Origin of the sequence: Paenibacillus sp. FSL M8-0212, from assembly GCF_038004645.1 — a bacterium.
GTDB lineage: Bacteria > Bacillota > Bacilli > Paenibacillales > Paenibacillaceae > Paenibacillus.
Window position 1 is genome coordinate 2,383,901 of record NZ_JBBORP010000001.1, and the last position, 21,777, is coordinate 2,405,677.

The 21,777-nt window shown below is 47.5% G+C and carries 21 protein-coding genes; 1 reads left to right on the plus strand and 20 read right to left on the minus strand.

All coding sequences use genetic code 11. The features are described 5' to 3' along the window. Positions 1-218: 218 nt before the first annotated feature. On the minus strand, positions 219-770 hold the full coding sequence (locus MKX68_RS10640) for a hypothetical protein (protein WP_340911374.1): 552 nt from the start codon (positions 768-770) through the stop codon (positions 219-221). Between the two features lie 86 nt (positions 771-856). On the opposite strand from MKX68_RS10640, the gene MKX68_RS10645 reads away from it, so the two are divergent. Next, the gene (locus MKX68_RS10645; RefSeq protein WP_338589782.1) at positions 857-1,447 is read left to right on the plus strand and encodes a TetR/AcrR family transcriptional regulator; all 591 of its coding nucleotides are present in this window, start codon (positions 857-859) and stop codon (positions 1,445-1,447) included. A gap of 85 nt (positions 1,448-1,532) precedes the next feature. Here the strand turns inward: MKX68_RS10645 and MKX68_RS10650 are convergent, their stop codons facing one another. The 19 genes from MKX68_RS10650 to ftsH form a co-directional block, all read right to left on the minus strand. After that, positions 1,533-2,870 (minus strand): TrkH family potassium uptake protein, encoded by a 1,338-nt coding sequence (locus MKX68_RS10650; protein ID WP_338589780.1) that lies wholly within the window; start codon positions 2,868-2,870, stop codon positions 1,533-1,535. A 204-nt stretch (positions 2,871-3,074) separates the two neighbouring features. After that, positions 3,075-4,586, minus strand: coding sequence for a lysine--tRNA ligase (gene lysS, locus MKX68_RS10655; protein ID WP_338589778.1), 1,512 nt, complete (start codon positions 4,584-4,586; stop codon positions 3,075-3,077). A gap of 116 nt (positions 4,587-4,702) precedes the next feature. Then, positions 4,703-5,182: a transcription elongation factor GreA gene (greA, locus tag MKX68_RS10660; protein WP_076216743.1), complete on the minus strand. Its 480-nt coding sequence runs from the start codon at positions 5,180-5,182 to the stop codon at positions 4,703-4,705. A gap of 246 nt (positions 5,183-5,428) precedes the next feature. Continuing rightward, entirely contained in the window at positions 5,429-6,448 is a 1,020-nt protein-coding gene (dusB, locus tag MKX68_RS10665) for a tRNA dihydrouridine synthase DusB (RefSeq protein ID WP_339787444.1), read from the minus strand. 98 nt (positions 6,449-6,546) lie between these two features. Next, positions 6,547-6,741 (minus strand): helix-turn-helix domain-containing protein, encoded by a 195-nt coding sequence (locus tag MKX68_RS10670; RefSeq protein WP_339242857.1) that lies wholly within the window; start codon positions 6,739-6,741, stop codon positions 6,547-6,549. Then, the gene (folK, locus tag MKX68_RS10675; protein ID WP_340911381.1) at positions 6,702-7,250 is read right to left on the minus strand and encodes a 2-amino-4-hydroxy-6-hydroxymethyldihydropteridine diphosphokinase; all 549 of its coding nucleotides are present in this window, start codon (positions 7,248-7,250) and stop codon (positions 6,702-6,704) included. The genes MKX68_RS10670 and folK overlap by 40 nt, the downstream gene beginning before the upstream one ends. Positions 7,251-7,259: 9 nt before the next feature. Further along, complete coding sequence (folB, locus tag MKX68_RS10680; RefSeq protein ID WP_062838071.1) at positions 7,260-7,622, minus strand: dihydroneopterin aldolase; 363 nt, start codon at positions 7,620-7,622, stop codon at positions 7,260-7,262. Between the two features lie 116 nt (positions 7,623-7,738). Beyond that, positions 7,739-8,602, minus strand: a complete 864-nt coding sequence (gene folP / locus MKX68_RS10685; RefSeq protein ID WP_340911385.1) for a dihydropteroate synthase — start codon at positions 8,600-8,602, stop codon at positions 7,739-7,741. Further along, positions 8,599-9,483, minus strand: coding sequence for an aminotransferase class IV (locus tag MKX68_RS10690; protein ID WP_340911389.1), 885 nt, complete (start codon positions 9,481-9,483; stop codon positions 8,599-8,601). Before MKX68_RS10690 ends, folP begins: the two co-directional genes overlap by 4 nt. A gap of 1 nt (position 9,484) precedes the next feature. Further along, positions 9,485-10,060, minus strand: coding sequence for an aminodeoxychorismate/anthranilate synthase component II (pabA, locus tag MKX68_RS10695; protein WP_124118817.1), 576 nt, complete (start codon positions 10,058-10,060; stop codon positions 9,485-9,487). A gap of 50 nt (positions 10,061-10,110) precedes the next feature. Further along, positions 10,111-11,724 (minus strand): anthranilate synthase component I family protein, encoded by a 1,614-nt coding sequence (locus tag MKX68_RS10700; RefSeq protein ID WP_340911392.1) that lies wholly within the window; start codon positions 11,722-11,724, stop codon positions 10,111-10,113. Between the two features lie 140 nt (positions 11,725-11,864). Continuing rightward, entirely contained in the window at positions 11,865-12,803 is a 939-nt protein-coding gene (gene cysK / locus MKX68_RS10705) for a cysteine synthase A (protein WP_036668448.1), read from the minus strand. Between the two features lie 345 nt (positions 12,804-13,148). Further along, positions 13,149-14,099: a peptidyl-prolyl cis-trans isomerase gene (locus MKX68_RS10710; protein ID WP_340911395.1), complete on the minus strand. Its 951-nt coding sequence runs from the start codon at positions 14,097-14,099 to the stop codon at positions 13,149-13,151. A gap of 23 nt (positions 14,100-14,122) precedes the next feature. Beyond that, positions 14,123-15,013, minus strand: coding sequence for an Hsp33 family molecular chaperone HslO (gene hslO / locus MKX68_RS10715; protein WP_276324013.1), 891 nt, complete (start codon positions 15,011-15,013; stop codon positions 14,123-14,125). Positions 15,014-15,116: 103 nt separating this feature from the next. Beyond that, positions 15,117-15,887 (minus strand): type III pantothenate kinase, encoded by a 771-nt coding sequence (locus tag MKX68_RS10720; protein WP_026081372.1) that lies wholly within the window; start codon positions 15,885-15,887, stop codon positions 15,117-15,119. Positions 15,888-15,893: 6 nt separating this feature from the next. After that, positions 15,894-16,760 carry a carboxylating nicotinate-nucleotide diphosphorylase gene (gene nadC, locus MKX68_RS10725; protein WP_091039124.1) on the minus strand — a complete coding sequence of 289 codons (867 nt, stop codon included), beginning with the start codon at positions 16,758-16,760 and terminating at the stop codon, positions 15,894-15,896. Next, positions 16,757-18,397 (minus strand): L-aspartate oxidase, encoded by a 1,641-nt coding sequence (gene nadB / locus MKX68_RS10730; protein ID WP_249913800.1) that lies wholly within the window; start codon positions 18,395-18,397, stop codon positions 16,757-16,759. Before nadB ends, nadC begins: the two co-directional genes overlap by 4 nt. A gap of 35 nt (positions 18,398-18,432) precedes the next feature. Beyond that, complete coding sequence (nadA, locus tag MKX68_RS10735; protein WP_091039121.1) at positions 18,433-19,371, minus strand: quinolinate synthase NadA; 939 nt, start codon at positions 19,369-19,371, stop codon at positions 18,433-18,435. Positions 19,372-19,670: 299 nt separating this feature from the next. Continuing rightward, on the minus strand, positions 19,671-21,716 hold the full coding sequence (gene ftsH, locus MKX68_RS10740; protein WP_091039119.1) for an ATP-dependent zinc metalloprotease FtsH: 2,046 nt from the start codon (positions 21,714-21,716) through the stop codon (positions 19,671-19,673). Positions 21,717-21,777: the final 61 nt, after the last annotated feature.

Consider the following 21,777-nt stretch of genomic DNA (forward strand, 5'->3'; position numbering starts at 1 on the left):
CTTTGCAAGCTCTTTTTTTAAGTTTCTTTCGAAGCTTAATTCATTCGCTTGCCGCACCGTGTAAACCGTGTTTTCTTGGCCGGAATTAGAATATACCATGTACAGATATTGATTGCAAGTCTTTTTTTGAAACTATATATACAATCGGTTTGATCTAATACGGACGTACATATGTTATCTCCCAACATAGCAAGTTCATACGCACGCCCATTATCATTTTAATGTTTAACACTCCTAGCAGGAACCTTTCTTGGCCATAAACTGTAGCTAAAGCTTATCAGAAAATCGATACCGAGTATCATTCCCCACACTTTGATCAGATTATTGAAGACAGCTGTACGTTCAGCATCTCCAATCCACCATATCATGGCGAATAGAAAAGCACTTCCTATAGCCCAAGCCAATAGATGTCTAAACCATCCACTACGCTCACGACTCGCATGTTCTCTACCATATAACTTGCTGCTGCGAGGGTTTTCTCCACCCTTGAACCAATATAGGAAATATCGATCCGCCCAAGCGATCATCTGATGACCATAAGCAATGCTTACTCCTATATACACCGCAGCTATACCATGAATCATACTTGCTGTAGCTCCTCGCTGTAGATCCATAACTGTAGCTACCAGCAATAACAGATCAATAACCGGCGTGACCGTTAACAAACCGATGCCTAACCGCTTCATGCCAAGGAGATACCTGACGCTCAGACCCGCAAACACAAATACCCAAAAGGCAATCTCACAACCTATAATGAAATAACCAATCATTTCAGTCTCTCCTTTTTTGATACAAATGTATTAAATATAATTTAGCACGTATGTATTATAATAATCAACAATGATATAATACATCTATGCCTAAAATTGTTGATCATGATAAACAACGTGTGCTCGTAGCCGAGGCAGCTTGGCGTATTATACGAAGAGATGGCATGGAACAGGCCTCTGTTCGGAATATTGCTGAAGAAGCTGGAGTTTCGGTCGGTTCGATGCGTCACTACTTTTCTACACAGTCGGAACTACTACGATATGCCATGAATCTGGTATCCGAACGGGTATCCCATCGAGTCCAAAAAATGACCTTTACCGGCTCTCCCATGGACAATATGAAACGCCTATTGCTCGAATTCTTACCAAACACGGAAGAAAAACTGGCCGAAATGGAGGTGTGGTACGCTTTTACAGCCAGATCGAATACCGATCCTACACTCAAAGAACTTGCTAATACCGTATATGATGAACTCAGACACGCTGTAGGTTCTGTTATCACCTACCTGATGAAGCTCGACCTCTCCAGACCTGATCTGGACAGAGAACTGGAGATTGAGAGATTGTATGCACTGGTGGATGGCTTAGGCATACATACCGTGCTTAGACCGGATCAGATGAATGCCCAGCTCATGGACGATGTTCTCACTTTGCATCTTGCTTCCTTGTGCCGTTAAACCAAAAAAACCGCAGCACATTCGTTGTGACTAAGGCCTGTTACAATAACAGGAGTTAGTTCTGAATGTCTGACGGTTTTTCTTTTTATCCGATAATGATCCGGCCTTCCGGATGACGATACAGTTTCTTCTCTTTGCGCGGACGAAGGGCATACGCGATGGTTAATGGCCCAATCCGACCTACAAACATGGTAAAGGTAATAATGATTTTTCCCCAATTGGTCAACTCATCAGTCACTCCCACAGAAAGACCCACGGTACCGATTGCGGATGCAGCTTCAAACATTAGTGAAAGGAATGGCGCATCCTCTGTCGTAAGCAGAAGCATCACCACGATCATGAATATGATCAGAGAAACCATAATAATGGTCAGCGCCCTCATCAGCAGTTCTTTCGGAACACGCTGGCGGAAAAACACAATATCCTTATTTCCCCGAATCATGGCATACACTGCACCAATCATAATCAGGAATGTAGTCGTCTTGATCCCGCCCCCGGTCGATCCCGGGGAAGCCCCGATGAACATCAGCAGAATGAAGAAAAATTGGGTAGCCTGCCTCATCTCCGTGATATCGATTGTACTTGTTCCCGACGAGCGTGTAGAGACAGACTGGAAGAAGGACGCATAGATTTTCTCGCTCCAGGTGAGTGAAGCCAGTGTATGTCCATTGGTGAATTCGAAAACAAACAACACAATCGCTCCTATACCGATCAGCGCTCCGGATACAGACAGCACTAGTTTGGACTGAAGAGATAGACGGCGGCGCTTGCGATACTCAAACAGATCATTTAACACAACAAAACCTAGTCCACCAGAGATAACGAGCACGGAAGCAGTCAGGTTGAATATCCAGTCTCCGGTGTAGTATTGAAAGCTATTGCCGAACAGATCAAATCCGCCATTATTAAACAATGAAACGGAATGAAATACTCCATAGTATACCGCCTGCCCCAATGGCATCTCCGTTGCCCAACGCAGCGCCAGTATGACAGCAGCCACCCCTTCAATCGTAAAGGAAAAAATCAACACCTTGCGGATAATGCGTACAATCCCTTCCATACTGTCTGCATTAATGGCTTCTTTGAGTAATAACCTGTCTTTGAGCGAGATTCGCTTGCCCAATACAAGCGCAAAGAGGGTAGCCATGGTCATGAAGCCGAGCCCACCAAGCTGCATCAATACCATAATGACGATCTGACCAAACAAATTAAACGTCGTCCCTACATCCACAACAACCAATCCAGTCACACATGCGGCAGAGGTTGATGTAAAGAGCGCGTCAATAAACGCCAAATGCATACCACTTTGGTTGGAGATTGGCAACATGAGAAGCACCGTTCCAATCGCAATGATAAGTAGAAAACCACCGACCAGAATTAACGGGGGAGATAAGAATTTGGCAAAGTGAAGCCTGAACTTCATGAAGGGCACCTCTTTTAACAAAATACGAACAGGTTATTCTAACCGAAATCCAAGACGCAGTTCCACCATAATGGCTTGCTGTGAACAGGGCGTTCTGACAAACTTTATTTTTGGCGCCTATGTAAACCTAAAGAGGAACTTGCCTCAGCATCATACTGAACGGCAGGTTCCTCTTCTATTATGAACGTATCCTACGTTCCTTATTTAATCTTGCGTACGAGGACGCATGTGCGGGAAGAGCAGTACGTCACGAATCGACGGGGAGTTGGTAAGCAGCATGATCAGACGATCAACCCCGATTCCCAATCCGCCTGTTGGTGGCATACCATATTCGAGTGCACGGATAAAGTCGTCATCCATCTCATGAGCTTCGTCATTCCCATGCTCTTTCTCCAGCATCTGTGCTTCAAAGCGCTGACGTTGATCGATTGGATCATTCAGCTCTGTGAAGGCATTGGCATGCTCGCGTCCAACGATGAACAATTCGAAGCGATCCGTGAAGCGCGGATCTACATCATTTTTCTTCGCCAGCGGTGAGATTTCAAGAGGATGTCCCGTGATGAAGGTTGGTTGAATCAACGTCTCTTCCACAAACTCTTCAAAGAACGCGTTCAGAATATGACCAAATGTCATATGTTTTTCAACCGGAACCTTATGTTCCTTCGCCAAGTTATGTGCTTCCTCATCCGTCATGTGTACGGAGAAGTCTACGCCCACAACTTCCTTAACCGCATCCACCATCGTAACACGACGCCACTGCGGCGTAAGATCTACTTCATAATCTCCATACTGGATCACTTGCGTACCCAGTACTTCCTGTGCAATATGAGCAACCAGGTTCTCCGTCAATTGCATAATATCCTTGTAGTCGGCATATGCCTCATACAATTCAATCATTGTGAACTCCGGATTGTGACGTGTGGACATCCCTTCATTCCGATATACACGGCCGATCTCATATACCTTCTCCAGTCCGCCAACAATCAGACGTTTCAGGTGAAGTTCAATCGCAATCCGCATGTACAGTTCCATATCCAACGCATTGTGATGTGTGATGAACGGACGTGCTGCCGCTCCTCCTGCGATGGTATGCAACGTAGGTGTTTCCACTTCCAGATATCCGAGGGAATCCAGGTAACGACGCATCGATTGAATGATTTTGGAACGTGCGATAAAGGTCTGTTGTACATCCGGGCTCATAATCAGGTCAACATAACGCTGGCGGTAACGCAGCTCTACGTCGGTGAGACCATGGAATTTATCCGGAAGCGGATAGAGCGATTTGGACAGCACTTCAAGATCTTTCACTTTGACAGAAGTTTCACCTGTTTTGGTCTTAAAGATCACACCCGTTACCCCAACGATATCGCCAAGGTCCAGCAGGCTAAATGCCGCATACTTGTCTTCAGGCACGCTATCCTGACGAACATAGATCTGGATTCTGCCGCTCAGGTCCTGAATATGTGCGAAGCTTGCTTTACCCATTCCCCGCTTCGCCATAATCCGTCCGGCAATACTGACTTCGATGTGCTTCTCTTCCAGCTCTTCCTTGGTCAGTTCTTCATACTTCTTCAGAATGGAGCCGGCTTCTTCGGTACGTACGTATTTTTGGCCAAAAGGGTCGATTCCCAATTTGCGGAGCTCGTCCAATTTGTCACGGCGAATTTGTAAAAGCTCGCTAAGTTCGGTTTCCTGATTCAAGACTTCATCCGTCATGATCTGTATTCATCTCCTTATTTACATTGCAGGCATCCCGTGAGGACACTCTTCCTCAAATGTTGAAAAAGCTTCCCTAAGGAAGCTTTTGTTTACCGTGCCCAACTGCTTCGTTACTATAGCTTTTTAATATCTACAATTTTATATTGAATTACGCCAGCAGGCACACTTACATCAACCACTGTACCATTTTTCTTGCCCAGGATCGCTTTACCAACAGGGCTTTCGTTTGAGATCTTGTTCTGAAGCGGGTTAGATTCAGCAGAACCTACAATTGTATATTCTGTGATATCACCGAATTCCAAATCTTCCACAGTAACTGTTGCACCTACACTCACGACATCGGTGTCAATCTCATCACTGTTAATAATGCGTGCGTTCCGAAGCATTTTCTCCAAAGTAATAATACGACCTTCAATGAAAGCCTGTTCGTTCTTGGCATCTTCGTATTCAGAGTTCTCACTGATATCTCCATACCCGATGGCTACCTTAATCCGTTCAGCCACTTCGCGGCGCTTCACTGATTTCAATGTTTCCAGTTCTTCTTCCAGCTTCTTAAGTCCCTCTGGTGTAAGGATAACTTCCTTGTCGCTCATCTCAACCGATTCTCCTGTCATGGGAATAATTTGGATTGTACGGCAACGGAATCAGTGCCAATTACATAGCTCCGCCCGCATACATCTTCAAAACTATATGAAGTTCTCCAGAGAAATAGAATATTCCTCCTGATGACTAGCCTTTAATTAACGCACATGGCGAATTTATACTGTGAAAGTATAGGGGAACGATCTCGAAAAGTCAATGTTACGTCCTCTATAGCTGTAAACGTTTTACAGTCTTAATTACGATGCACTTCCGGCAATTACCGGTTCTGACTCCAAATTGCCTTCGCTTTTCAGCTGACTCACAAAGTTCTCCAGAATCTGTACCATCTCATCACGCTTGGTACCTTCCATAATAACGTCCTTAATGCGGGCAGACCCTTTCAAGCCTTTCAAATACCAAGCCAGATGTTTACGCATCTCGCGTACGGCAACCGTCTCATTCTTCAGTGCGATCAGGCGATCCATATGCAGGATCGCAACACGGATCTTCTCTTCACCATTCGGGTCAGGAAGCAATTCCCCCGTGCTTAAGTATTGAATGGTACGATACAGCATCCATGGGTTACCCAGGGCAGCACGACCGATCATAACTCCGTCACAACCCGTTTCATCCAGCATACGGCGTGCATCCTCTGGAGTATGGACATCACCATTGCCGATCACGGGAATAGAGACAGCTTCTTTTACATCTTTGATGTGTGACCAGTCAGCTGTGCCTGTATAGAGTTGCTCACGCGTACGGCCGTGCACACTTACCGCCTGTCCACCAGCACGTTCAACCGCGAGCGCATTCTCCACCGCGAAGATATGCTCGTTATCCCAGCCGATACGCATCTTGACGGTCACTGGCTTCTCAACCGCGTCCACGACAGCGGATACCATCTCATAGATTTTGTTCGGATCAAGCAACCAACGTGCACCTGCATCACATTTCGTCACTTTTGGCACAGGGCATCCCATGTTAATGTCGATGATGTCTGCATTCGTTTCTTTGTCCACGATTTTGGCTGCTTCTACGAGGGAATCACGATCTCCCCCAAAAATCTGAAGGCTCAGCGGTTTCTCACGCTCATCTACAAATAACATCTCACGTGTACGCTGGTTGCCATGGACAATGGCTTTGCCACTCACCATCTCCGCGCATACGAGGCCTGTTCCGAATTCTTTTGCGATCAAACGAAAAGCCGGATTACATACGCCAGCCATCGGCGCAAGTACGACCTGGTTTTTCATTTCAATGCCACCAATGTTAAGCACGGTAGTCGTTCCACTCCTTTTTTAATTCTGTATAAATCAACGATATAAAGTTCGATCTTTGTGTTGGTTGTTGTAACCATGACGAAACCGAAACGGTCCTAGTTGCCCTGCAACTCCTCAATACTGATTGCCAGCACACCAGCAATTCGATCGAGCTCTTGCTGTGATACCTTACGGTTTCCCCGTTCAATGGTTCCCAGAATAGCCAGCGAGATGCCGGTCTCGGCCGCAAGTTCATGTTGTGTTAAACCTTTCAGCTTCCGGAATGCCCGGATTCGATTGGCCAATTGCATGTTTTCCAAAGCTGTATTCCATCCTTTCCATCCAGTACAGACAACGATGAGTGTACAAAGGTATACAAACCTGAAATCTCGCCCTCCGGTACGATATCCGACAGTGGCACCAGTACAAAAGCCCGTTCGCCCATACGGGGATGAGGCAATTGAAGCAATTCGGTATCTCGTGTCTCACCGTGCATCCAGAGCAGATCCAGATCAACGGTACGCGGTCCCCAGCGAATATCACGGACACGTCCGAGCCGGTTCTCGATATCCAGTAGTTCCGTGAGCAACTGCTCCGGTGACAGCATCACCTGTACGGCGACTGCCATATTCAGAAACGCAGGCTGATCTACATATCCTACAGGCTCCGTCTCATATAGTGCAGAACAACGTAGAACGGATATATGAGGGTGTTCATCCAGCAAAGACAATGCTTCAAATAGCGTCTGTTCCCGGTCACCCAAATTGGCCCCTAAAGCAATATAAGCCTCTGAAGATTCAGAGGTCGAATGTGCAATCATGATCGGTTCTCACTTTCTTGTGCGGCGAAGCTCTACCGTTACGCCCTCAAAATGAATATCGAATGGCGGATGTGGCTTCGTCACCTTGACTGTCAATGCATTGATAATAGTATAAGTGTCTAGTAAAGAAGATGCAATATGTTCGCCCAAGGCTTCAATTAACTGGAATGATTTATTTTCAACAATCTGTTTTACCAACTCATGGATCTCTGCATAATTGATTGTTTTGGTCAGATCATCGTTACGTCCAGCTTCACTCAGATCCATATCAATCTCCAGATCAATATAGTACCGCTGCCCAAGCTTCCGTTCTTCTGCAAAAACGCCATGATATCCGTAATACTCCATACGATGCAATACCATTCTATCCATACGATCCGCCTGCCCTCTATATATATTGAAATAGTTCTCTATTTTAAAGATATCTTTTGCTTTGCCTTTGAAAAACGCTGCGCTTCCACTGGACGGGTCACTCGGACCCGCCAGCATTATTTCCTCCGTAGACCCGGAGACGCATATAACATGGCATCACACATGTCTGCCGTCCGCCGAATCGGCTTCACATCATGAACCCGAACCATCTGGCAGCCTTGGGCAATGCCAAATGCAACGGTCGCAGCCGTTCCTTCCAGCGCATCATCCGCAGTGACATCCAGGGTGTTCTGGATGAATCTTTTGCGTGAAGTGGCTAGCAGGACCGGATATCCCATTTCATTGAGCAAACCGAGCGATGACATAAGCTTCAGATTTTCCTTCAAGTCCTTCACAAAACCAATACCCGGGTCCAGGATAATCTGATCTGCTTTCACACCGGCTGCCAGTGCAATTTGAATGCTCTCCTGCAAATCGCTGATGACATCACTCAGATAATCGGTATAGTTTCGCTCCTGCCGATTATGCATCAGAATGATGGGACACCCCAGCTCTGCTGCCGTGTGGGCCATATCTGGATCTGCCTTGGCACCCCACACATCATTAATGATATGGGCACCTGCCAGAATAGCCTGACGTGCAACATCGGCCTTATACGTGTCTACCGATATTGGAATATGCGGCGCTTGCTGATGCAATGCTTCAATAACCGGAATGATTCGGCTCAGCTCTTCATCGGCGCCCACAACCTCTGAACCCGGACGGGTGGACTCCCCGCCGATATCAATCAGGTCCGCCCCGTCCTCCATCATCTGTTTGGCATGCGCAACCGCGCGCTCCACGTTGGTATAACGTCCACCATCCGAGAACGAGTCAGGCGTGACGTTAAGAATGCCCATAATCTGTGTTCTTGCCCCCAGCTTCAACTCAGCTGGCCCCCATACATAGTTCCGTTCATAGATGACAGGTGTAAGTGTCATGAAGTATACCCCGCTTTCTGCCGGTACATACCCAGAAGGACTGCTGTAACTGGGCCTATATGTCCGTTGCTGATTATCGTTTCGGCTCCCTCCTGATCCCGCAGAGTCGTAACCGGAACCAGTTCGGCAACCGAGCCTGTTAGAAATATTTCATCGGCTTGCAGGAGATCCTCCCAAGCCGCTAACGTTTCTATGCAGGAGATTCCTTGCTGCGTGGCGATCTCAATTACCACAGCTCTAGTGATACCCGGCAGAATGCCGGTTGAGATTGCTGGCGTGTAGAGCACATTTTCCCGTACCCAAAATACATTGCTGACGATCCCTTCCGCTACATGACCATCCCGGTTTAATTGTAACCCTTCCGCACCCTGCACATGCTGCCCGTAGCGGTTCATCTCTCGTTTCGCCAAAATGCTGTTCATGTAATGTAGCGACTTGAGACGCACTTCTCCTTCAGGCGTGTTGCGAGGTGTAGACAACCGTTGGAGCATTTTGCCGCACTCATATAAAGAGGGAGAAGGTTCAGGTAATGCTTTTGCCAGTAAAATATGATTTGGCTTCGAATAGTCACCAGAAGGTAACCCTAGCGGTGCTTCACCGGCTGATACCGTATAACGTACATACGCATCCTGAAGTCCGTTCGCATGCATCAGACGTTCAATCCAATCTGTCACCTCTGCTGCGGTCGTTGTAAAAGGAATGCCAAGTTCCTTACACCCCGAGGCCATACGCTCCAGATGCCGTTCCAGAAGATAAGGGACACCCTGATAGGTCCGAAACGTCTCGAACAACCCAAGTCCGTACAAAAAGCCGTGATCCGTTACAGGAACCACGGCTGCCGCCATATTAACCAACTCTCCGTTTATCGCGGCATATTGCATGTTATACCTTCACCTGTTGGGACAGGAAGTTGCGAAGCATCTGGTGACCGTGGTCAGTAATAATGGATTCCGGGTGGAACTGAACACCTTCAATCGCATATTCTTTGTGACGCAAACCCATAATCTCACCTTCAGCTGTCTCCGCTGTAATTTCCAGGCAGTCAGGCAAGCTGCTGCGCTCCACAATCAGGGAGTGATAACGGGTAGCTGTAAATGGAGATGGCAATCCGGCAAATACCGATGTCCCATTGTGATGCATCTCGGATGTTTTACCGTGCATCATGCGCTCCGCACGAATAACATTGCCACCAAAGGCTTGTCCAATGGACTGATGACCCAGGCAAACACCAAAGATCGGAATGCTTCCCTTGAAATGCTCAATGACTGCCAGGCTAATGCCGGCTTCATTTGGTGTACAGGGGCCCGGAGAGATCAGAATATGATCAGGTGCCAGTGCCTCTATGCCTGCCAAATCAATCTCGTCGTTGCGGCGAACTTCCACCGTCTCACCCAGTTCACCCAGATATTGAACCAGGTTGTACGTGAAGGAATCGTAATTATCGATAACCAGTATCATATGCCTGCTCCTCCTCATCTTCCGTCAATGCTAATGACGGTTGCTTCGTTTTATTTTAGTTTAACAGCATCTGTTCGCTCCGCTTGTTCTTGTTCAATAGCTCTGCTTGCTTCCGCCTCTTCGCTGTAGTTCACAGCTCTCATCATGGCCCTTGCCTTGTTGCGGCATTCCTTGTATTCCCGATATGGATTGGAATCAATAACAATCCCTGCCCCAGCCTGTACATAACCAATGCCGTCCTTAATGGCAAGTGTACGAATGACGATGTTCAATTCCATATTTCCACTGTAATCCATCCAGCCGATGGAACCCGTATAAGGCCCACGTCGCACAGGCTCAAGTTCCTCGATAATCTCCATGGTGCGGACCTTGGGCGCTCCTGTAATCGTTCCACCCGGGAATGTCGCAGCGATCACATCAAATACGGATAACCCTTCTGCCAGCCTGCCTTCCACTTGGGAAACCAGATGCATGACATGGGAATACTTCTCGATGGTCATCAATTCGGGCACATGAACCGAACCGTAGGATGCAATCCGTCCGATATCATTACGCTCCAGATCAACGAGCATAATATGCTCCGCACGTTCCTTCTCACTACCCAGCAGTTCATCCGCCATAGCCTTATCCTCTGCCTCATCACGGCCCCTTCTTCGGGTCCCTGCGATGGGACGTGCACTGACTCTGCCATTCTCCACTTTGACCAGAAGTTCGGGAGATCCACTTACCAGTTGAAAGTCTGGACTACGCAGCATACCCATATACGGTGATGGATTCACGAGACGCAGCCATTCATAAATATGCTCAGCGCTCGAATGAAGCCGCTTTTCCTGTCTCAAGGACAGATTCACCTGGAACACATCGCCCTGCCTGATATATTCCTGTACTGTGCGTACAGCCTGTTCAAAGTCCTCTTGGGGAAAGGAGGTCTCCCACCCTTCGGATTCCCTTTCCGCATCTTCAGGCTGCGGTGTAAGATTTACCTGCTTGTTGCGGCGTTCCAGTGCCTGTTGTTGTTCCTCGGCCTGTGCAGCCCCCATAATATGAAGCCATCTTTGCTGCATCGCTGTCGCTCGTGTTTCTGCCGCTAAATATAGGCTACGGATATCAGTTTCATTCCGGTTAGGCTCTATAGCCAGATGAACCATGCAGAAAAGTGCCTGCTGCTCATGGTCATACGCCCATATTTCTTCAAAACGCATCCACCAATAATCCGGCAGAGCCGGGTTATCTTCAGCCAACACTGGAAGCTTCTCCAATGATCTTGCTACATCGTAGCTGAGATAACCTGCGTACCCACCCCCAAAGTCTGGAGCCCCATTAACCTTGGGTGCGCTATACGTGGCAGTCCATCTCTTCAATACATCAAGCGGGTTGCCGCTGTCCGTCGAGGTGGTTCCTTGCGTCAAATCATGAATAACCGCTTCTTGACCTTTACCAGAAATTACGGATACCGGGTCTAACCCCAGAAATGTATATCTCCCGCCTTTGCCATTCTCCAGCACAATTGCGTATGGTGACGCCTGCTCCCAGGCTGCCTCCCACGATAACGGTAAACCGCCATGATACGGCCCCTCATCCGACTTGGTGATATAGGGCATCATGGTCCAGCCTTGTTCAGCCCACTCCATCCAGTCGGCGTATGTTGTCATCAGGTGTGTCATTGCGGTGTGCCGCCCTCCATCTGTCGCTAGTTCTATTGTCTGATAGTATACTAAAGCGCCGCCCCTTTTAAAAGCATTACGCCAAAAATCCTCCATACCCGTCATATGGGCAAGGAGGATTGGTTTTGTCATTTGTAGACTTAGCCTTCGAAGTTATAAAGAGGTGTGCTGAGGTAACGTTCGCCGTTACTTGGCACGATTACGACAACACGCTTGCCTTCACCCAACTGTTTCGCAACCTGAAGACCTGCACGGATCGCCGCACCGGAAGAAATACCGGACAGAATGCCCTCTTCCTTCGCTACCTGACGCGCCGTCTCGAATGCATCATCATTCTCAATGTGAATGATCTCATCATAGATTTCCTGATCCAGAATCTCAGGGATAAAGTTGGCACCAATTCCTTGGATCTTATGTGGTCCTGGTTTGCCGCCCGCGAGAATTGGTGAAGCTGCTGGCTCAACTGCAACAATTTTAATACCAGCGAAAGCTTCTTTCAGCACTTCGCCTGTACCTGTAATTGTTCCACCTGTACCGATTCCTGCAACGAAAGCATCCAACGTACCGCCTACAGATTGAATTGCTTCAACAATCTCAGGGCCAGTCGTTTCACGGTGGATCTTCACGTTGGCTTTATTTTTAAATTGCTCAGCCATGAAATAGGATGGGTTTTCTTTCAGCAGTTCTTCGGCTTTTTTAACAGCACCATTCATACCTTCAGCTCCAGGTGTAAGCACAAGCTCGGCACCATACGCACGAAGCAAGTTGCGACGCTCCAAGCTCATCGTCTCAGGCATTACAATAACGGACTTGTAGCCTTTGGCTGCAGCCACCATCGCGAGTCCAATTCCCGTGTTACCACTTGTTGCTTCAATAATGGTATCACCTGGTTTTAGCTTGCCTTCTTTTTCCGCTTCTTCCACAATGCTAATTGCGATACGGTCTTTCACGCTCGAACCTGGATTCTGGTACTCCAGCTTCACGAATACTTCAGCACTGCCTTCAGGTACAATACGGTTCAGACGAACAAGCGGAGTACCTCCGATGAGTTCTGTTACGTTATTAACTACTTTAGCCATATGAATGCCCTCCTTAGTGGATGAATAAAACTTGAGTCCTGTTAACCTATACTGTGCGGCCGTTAGCCTCTAGCTGTTATAGAAGAACTGCGGAAATCCTGTTGATCCTATCCCTTACTGCTAAGATTTCTAGACAGGGCGGAGGTTTCCGAAAGTTTCTTTGTTCATAAGTAAATCTTTTATATCCGAGTAAACGAGTAGGTATTTATTATTTTCATCTTATCAACGTTAACCCTTATTGTCAATATGAGTACTCAAAAAAAATACTCTGCCTTTGGCCCTAAGACCGCAGACAGAGTATTTTTATCAAGATGCAGCAGTACGATACAATCTTTTCCATTGAATTCAGGAGGCAGGAATCTCGGACAGGATTACGGCTTCATACTTGTTACGCAGCATTTGCTCTACCTGCGGCAACGGATCAGCCTGACTCAGAGCCAGTTGCATTCGAATCTCCTCACGGACCTCTTCAGCCGATTGCACCTGGCGTTCTTCTTTATCATTAAGTCTGATAATAACATAACCTTCTTCCACTCGAACCGGTCCGGCAATATCGCCTACATCCAGCCCGGCAGCAAGTTGAAGGATTTCTTCTGACTGGAATGGATCATTCCGCTCAATCCATCCCAGCCTCCCACCAGCATCACGAGAGAAGCTGTCTGTTGATTGTTTGCGAGCAGCTTCTTCAAAGCCTTCCCCCTTCTCCAACGCATCCAGTAAGGAATCGGCTTCCTCTTCTTCCTCCACTACGATGATGGACAAGTCATATTTCTCGGGGGAGACGTAATCCTCACGGTGTTCAGTCCAGTAATGCTCAATATCTGCATCCTTGATCTGTATGCCAATCGTTGCGATTTTCTCAAGCAGTAGCCTGTAGCCGGCTTCCAATTCAAGTTCCTGTTTGGACAGACCCAACTGGGACTTCATTTCGTCAAAATATGATTTCTCTGAATCGTACCCATCCATCGCGGCCGCTAGTTCTCTTGCAATCTCTTGGGGAGTGACGATCAGCTTGCGTTCAATTGCTTCGGCATATACCGCTTTGCGGTTTAACATCTGGAGTAATAACTCACTGCCATAACGTCTTTTCAGCGCATCGGTCCACTCTTTGTCCGTGATAACTTCTCCGTTGATCGTGGCTACGGTGCTTCCTTCTTCCGTATTGGCATCATGGGATGCATCTGCCTCGTCTTTGCCCTGTCTGAGACCATGCATAGCCATCACTGTACCCATGACCAGCATGCCTAGCGTCAAGACAATTACAGCCGTCCACAACCCTTTTTCCTGTCTTGTCATTCCGCATCCCGTCCCCGCATAGATCAGTTCTTGGCTTGCTCTAGGATGGTCTCAAGTTGTTCTTTGTTAAAGTCATAGGCTTCATTACAGAATTGGCAGACCACTTCAGCTCGGCCCTCTTCTTCAATTAATTGCTCCATCTCCGTTTGGCCCAGGCTGATTAGTGTCTTCTCTACCCGCTCACGTGAACACTCACAGCTAAAATGAATATCCAATCCTTCCATCACTTGTACATCTGGCAACAATCGGCGAAGCAACTCTTCCAATTCAAGCCCCTGCTCCAGCAACGTGGTCACTGGCGGCAACGTACTAATGGCGTTTTCGATCGCCGTGATCTCTGGATCTGTCAATCCCGGCAACAGCTGCATAATGAATCCGCCTGCGACAATAACGGAATTATCCGTATCAACGAGCACACCAACGCCTACAGCAGAAGGTGTTTGCTCCGATTGAGCAAAGTAGTACGTAAAGTCTTCGCCCAGTTCTCCTGAAATAATAGGCACACTGCCACGATATGGTTCTTTCAGTCCCAGATCCTTCGTTATATTGATGAAACCTTCCGTTCCAACCGCGCCTGCAACGTCCAGTTTTCCCACACTATTGCTTGGCAAATGTACATGCGGATTAGAAACATATCCTCGTACTTCGCCTTTGGCATTGGCATCAGCTACAATCTGTCCAATAGGGCCATCACCGTTGACTTGTACCGTTAACTTCTCTTCACCTTTGAGCATTGCACCCATAATGGCTGCTGTTGTAACCGTACGCCCCATGGCAGCTGTAGCCGTGGGAAACGTATCGTGTCTTCTGCGTAGTTCCTCAACCAGTTCCGTAGTCTGGATAGCAAAGGCTCTTACCTTTCCATTCATTGCTGTACCACGAATTAACCGGTCATGCTTGTTGTTGTTTTCCAAGTCATTCAGCCTCCTTTGGCGTATCGCCATAATAGTAGTAACACAGAAAAAACGGCACAACACTTAAGCTGTAATCTCAGCCCGCTGTATGCCGTCTCTATGCTCACCTTTCCCGGTTCCGCTCATATATAATACGCAGCCCTTCAAGCGTAAGCAGCGGATCAACTTCCTCTATACTACGGGTTTCTTCTGCGATAAGTGTAGCGAGACCACCCGTCGCGATAACTCGGGGCTTCGCTCCCATCTCCTCGCGAATACGTTCTACAATACCATCAACCTGGCCTGCATAGCCAAATATAATACCCGCTTGCATGGCATGAATAGTATTACGGCCAATGACCTTTTTAGGTTTCTCCAACTCTATACGAGGCAACTTGGATGCCCGCTCATAGAGCGCTTCAGTGGCGATCTGAATGCCAGGTACAATAGCGCCCCCCAGGTAGTGGCCTTTCTCGTCAATACAGTCAAAGGTCGTTGCGGTACCAAAATCGACCACGACGAGAGGGCCGCCATACTTCTCAACGGCTGCCACTGCATTAACAATACGATCTGCACCCACTTCACGAGGGTTCTCATATCGCAGGTTCAAGCCAGTTTTGATACCAGGCCCGACAAGCAAAGCTTTTTTGCCTACATACTTCTCACACATCGCTTCGATTACATTCACCAGTGGCGGAACCACAGATGAGATGATGACACCTTCGATGTCACTTGCCCTGATGCCGGACATATGAAATAAATTATAAATCAATACGCCGTATTCATCCACTGTTGACTGACGTGATGTACTCAGACGAAAGTGGTGCAGCAATTCCCGGCCTTGATATACGCCGAGCACCATATTGCTGTTCCCCACGTCTACAACTAGAATCAAAGAGGTTCACCCCTCTTTCTTTTCATTTAAATCCAGACTAATATCCAGGCTCTCAAAGGAATAGGTTAACCTGCCAACCGAAATTACATCCACACCACTCTCTGCAATACCACGAATGGTCTGGAGGGACACGTTACCGGATGCTTCAACCTTCACATGAGGAGCCTGTTCACGAATAAGCTCAACTGCTTCACGCATCCGCTCTGGATGCATGTTATCCAGCATAATGATATCTGCCCCGGCTTGCAAGGCTTCTCTCACCTGCTCTAGATTTTCAGTCTCCACTTCAATCGTCATCGTATGTGGGATAACGGTTCGCGCACGCTGTACCGCCTCGGTGATTCCACCTGCACCCTTGATGTGGTTATCCTTAATCATAACGGCATCGTACAGTCCAAATCGATGATTCGCTCCGCCACCCACGCGCACTGCATATTTCTCAAGTAATCGGTGGCCAGGCGTTGTCTTACGTGTATCCACAAGCCTGGTCTCAAGACCATCCAGAACATCCACGTAGGCACGCGTACGCGTAGCTATTCCCGACATACGTTGCAGCAAGTTAAGTGCCAGTCGTTCCCCCGTAAGCAGAGAATGTGTACTTCCCTCTACCTCGGCCAAAATCGTGCCATGGGTAACCTTGTCTCCGTCTGTTACCTTCGGTGTAAATACAAGATCAGGATCAACGACCTGAAATACAAGTTCAGCTACGGTCATGCCTGCAATAACACCATTGTCTTTGGCGTGTATAATGGCCTTGGATTGGTTGCCTGCCGGGATCGTCACACTTGTTGTAACGTCACCTGCACCAACATCTTCACGAAGCCAGTTTTTGATTGATTCGATAAGCCCTTCATTATATCCATTCAGTATCATGACATCAATTCCTCCACAATCGCTTGTTCTCGCTGCTGCAGACTATGCTTCTGCCACACGATATCATCACGCGCCGGGAAATCCTCACGATAGTGAGCCCCCCGACTCTCCTCGCGGTGTAATGCTCCGCTGGTAACTAACCAGGCACAGGTCAGAAGGTTGGCATACTCCAGCTCTTCCTTATGGGTGAGAGTCTGATCAAAAAATTGCAATTCCTGTTGCAGCTTGTCCATGGCCTTCTGCAGATCCTCACCATTCCGGCGCAAGCCTACCTGACGAACCATCATTTTCTGTAGTCGTAAACGTCTTTCGGATACCGGCTTTTGCTCTTCCGTGATCTTATTGATCTTGTTATTCATCTCTACAGATGAAGGCGCAGCCCCTCTTACTTGTAATAAACCAAGCGGAGGAAGAGATTGAATACGATCAACAATTCTCCGCCCAAATACAATCGCTTCTGATAAAGAGTTACTTGCCAGGCGATTAGCTCCGTGCACTCCTGTAGAAGACACCTCACCACAAGCAAATAACCGGGAGATGCTGCTCTCTCCACTAAGATCCGTTTTCACTCCACCCATCATGTAATGGGCAGCAGGTGCAACGGGAATCCAGTCCGTTGTCATGTCCAATCCATAACGCATACAAGTCTCATATATGGTAGGGAACCGATGCTTGATCATCTCTGGTTGTTCATGCGTAATGTCCAAGTACACAAAGGTACTGTTGGTGGACTCCATCTCACTAACAATCGCTCGTGCCACGATATCGCGTGGGGCCAGTTCAAGCTGGGCATGATAACGATCCATAAAGCGCTCGCCCTTCACATTGCGCAAATATGCCCCTTCGCCGCGTACGGCTTCTGACACAAGGAAACGCGGGGCCCCCGGGTAACAAAGAGAAGTGGGGTGGAATTGGATAAATTCCATGTCACGAACAATAGCCCCAGCCCGATAGGCCATGGCTACACCATCGGCAGTAGCTACATCCGGATTCGTCGTGTATCGGTACAGTTGTCCTGCCCCACCAGAGCAAAGAACAGTTGCCTGTGCCTTCACGAACACTTGCGATCCGTCGTCCGTCTGAACCAGAGCGCCAATGCACTCCCCTCGATCTCGATCTGTAATCAGGTCAACAACAAAATGCTCATCCCATACTTCAATCCCGGGATGCTCATTCACTTCAACAGCAAGCGCACGTACAATCTCATATCCCGTTGCATCTCCGTTGGCATGCAAAATACGGCGGTGGCTATGCGCACCTTCCTGCGTCAACGCCAACTCGCCGTTCTCCAGATCAAATAAAGTACCCAAACGAATCAGTTCCTTCACTCCGTCCGGCCCCTCATTCACCAATACCTCTACCGCTTCGGAGCGGCATAAGCCCGCTCCTGCTACAAGTGTGTCCTGCAAGTGGTAAGCAGGTGAATCATCCTCAGCAATAACCGCAGCGATGCCTCCCTGCGCATATCTGGTGTTACTTTCAAGTAATGACTTCTTCGTGATCATTAACACACGTTGTTGTTCACTTGCCTTAATGGCAGTAAACAAACCAGCAATCCCTGAGCCTATAACCAGTACATCCGTCTCTACCATGTGTAGCGCAGACAGATCAAAATCAACTAAATATTGCGGTATCATGTTATTCACCTGTCTTGGAGCAAGAGTAGCGCATCCTACTTTACCAACAACATGCGCTCTAGTGATTCTCTGGCTTTGTCGGCAACGGCCGGTGGCACGTAGATTTGCGGCTTCATCGTTTCCAGGCATTTCACCAGTTTCTTCAAGTTGTTCACCTTCATGTTGGGACATACGAGGAACTTGGTAGCAAAGTGGAACTGTTTATCCGGACTATCCAGACGAAGCTGATATCCTGTACCATCTTCGGTACCTACGATAAATTCCTTCGCTGATGAATTTTTGCAATACTCCAGAATAGCTGTTGTGCTGCCTACAAAATCACCCATTTCTACAACCTCAGGGCGACACTCTGGATGGACAACAAACTCTGCATTCGGATGCTTGGCTCTCATCTCCACCACATCTTTGACTGTAAGCATATCGTGAGTGTTGCAATAACCTTCCCAGATAATCATTTTCTTGTCTGTATGCTGCTGCACATAATGTCCCAGGTTTTTATCCGGTACCCAGATAATTTCGTCGGAATCCACCGATTGAATAACCCGGACTGCGTTCGCCGATGTACAACAGATGTCAGTCTCTGCTTTGATCTCAGCCGAGGAATTGATATACGTAACCACCTTGGCATTAGGATGTTGTGCTTTCAATTTGCGTAGTCCATCCACATTCACCATATCTGCCATTGGGCAGCCCGCACGTTCGTCCGGGATAATAACTGTTTTATTTGGCGCAAGAATTTTAGCGCTTTCACCCATAAAATGAACACCACAGAAAACGATCACATCCGCATCTGTTTGTGCTGCCTTCTGGGCTAACAGAAACGAATCTCCACGGAAGTCGGCAACCTCCTGTACTTCGTCACGTTGATAATAATGGGCAAGAATAATGGCATTACGTTCCTTCTTCAACTCCATAAGCCGCGCACGCAGCTCGCGGTTCATCTCAGCCTTGCGCTCTAAAGCCAGAGCTTCCACCTGTGATCCTCTCCTTTATCGGGACAGCGTCATGCGCTGTTTCGTGGGCTAACCTAAGTCGTTATCTTCGCTTGAGAAACGAATCACAAGCGGTTTAACAACTAATTTACACAACGTTCACGACTCTGTCAATAAATGAAAAAGGCCCGGAACAGCGCTGTAACCACCTGTTTGCTAACTGGTTCGCCATCTAACTCCCGTTTATCTTTATCTATCCTCTTTTAAAATAATGGATAAAAAAAGAGAGCCCCAGGGGCTCTCTTGATTTCACCTGCTATCATAGCCAGATGTATTATACATTAAGACGTTGGCTTTGTTCCGCCATCATCCGGGTTATTGTTATTACCCTTTTCCAGATTCGGAGCTTCGTTTGGAATATCTCCGGCTGGTGGCTCAGGCGTTTCATCTTTACCTTGAATACGGACACGCACATCACCGATGTTGTCGATGATTGGCTCTCCGCCTTCAGTTGGTGTGCCTTCACCATCATTGTCATTCTCTGCTTTTGGAGTCAAAGAACCTGTTTCGATCAATTGCTTGATCTGATCCATTTCCAAAGTCTCTACCTCAAGCAAAGTTTGAGCGATCAGGTGCATCTCTTTTGAATGTTTAACAAGCAAGTCTTTACACTTCTCATAACAGTCATTGATAAAGCGTTGCATTTCCTGATCAATCTCATAAGCAATGGAATCCGAGTAATTCTGTTCATGACCGATATCCCGACCAAGGAATACCTGTCCTTGTGAACTTCCGAATTGCATAGGTCCCAATTTCTCACTCATACCGTATTCCATAACCATGCTGCGAACAATACCTGTCGCTTGCTGGAAGTCACTGTATGCACCAGTACCAATTTCTCCGATGAACAATTCTTCAGCTACACGACCCCCGAGAAGTCCGGTTACTTTATCCAACAGTTCCTGCTTGGTAACCAGCATACGGTCTTCTTTTGGCAACATGATTACATATCCACCCGCACGTCCGCGCGGAATAATGGTCACTTTATGTACCATATCAGCATGTTCGAGGAAATATCCTACAATGGTATGACCTGCTTCGTGATAAGCAACGATTCGTTTCTCGCGATCACTGATGACACGGCTTTTCTTCTCCGTACCAACGATGACACGGTCAATCGCTTCGTCAACTTCCTTCATGGAAATATCTTTACGGTTACGACGCGCTGCAAGCAATGCCGCTTCGTTCAAGAGATTCTCCAAATCCGCACCAGAGAAACCTGTTGTACGTTTCGCGATAATATCCATTTTCACATCTTTGGTCAGTGGTTTATTACGGGAATGTACTTTCAGGACAGCTTCACGACCTCTTACATCAGGGCGGTCAACCGTAATTTGACGGTCAAAACGTCCTGGACGCAGCAAGGCAGGGTCCAAAATATCTGCACGGTTCGTTGCAGCTACGATGATAATACCTTCGTTAGCTCCGAAACCGTCCATTTCAACGAGCAACTGGTTGAGTGTTTGCTCACGCTCATCGTGACCACCACCAAGACCAGCACCACGCTGACGTCCTACAGCATCAATCTCATCGATAAAGATGATACATGGCGCATTTTTCTTCGCATTTTCAAACAAATCACGTACACGTGATGCACCGACACCGACAAACATTTCAACGAAGTCGGAACCTGAAATACTGAAGAATGGTACACCCGCTTCACCGGCTACGGCACGAGCGAGCAACGTTTTACCGGTACCTGGAGGACCTACGAGCAATACGCCCTTAGGAATCCGTGCACCTACTGCTGCGAATTTACGAGGATCCTTGAGGAAGTCTACAACCTCAACAAGTTCCTGTTTCTCTTCGTCAGCACCCGCAACATCTTCGAATGTAACCCGCTTCTTCTCTTCGTTATAGAGACGAGCACGGCTTTTACCAAAGTTCATTACTTTACCGCCGCCGCCTTGAGCCTGATTAAACAGGAAGAAGAACAGCAGGAACATAATGATCAAAGGAATAAAGGAAGTCAGCAACGTCAACCAGATGCTGTCACCTTTCATTGGCTCCTGATGATATTGGAAATTGTTAGTTTCACTTGCAGCTACAAGTTCACTAATTGCCTCATCCGTAGGAGGAATATACGTTGAGAAATTTTCTGATTTGGCGCCATCAGGTGCCTTCTTGTATTGACCGGTCACGAGATACGTTTGACCGTTGAATTGAACCGTCAATTCAGAGACATTGTTGGCTTTGATCGCTGCACGCAACTGATCATATCTAGGATTATCGGTGGCTTCGCCGCCATTGCTGACGAACTGGACTATCCCCACCACAACTAAAAAAAGAATCAAATAAAAACCAGAATTCCGGATGAACCGATTCATCCCCTACCTCCTCTCGAGACACTTTAATTATTTTAACATAGCCCGACATGGCTTCTCAACA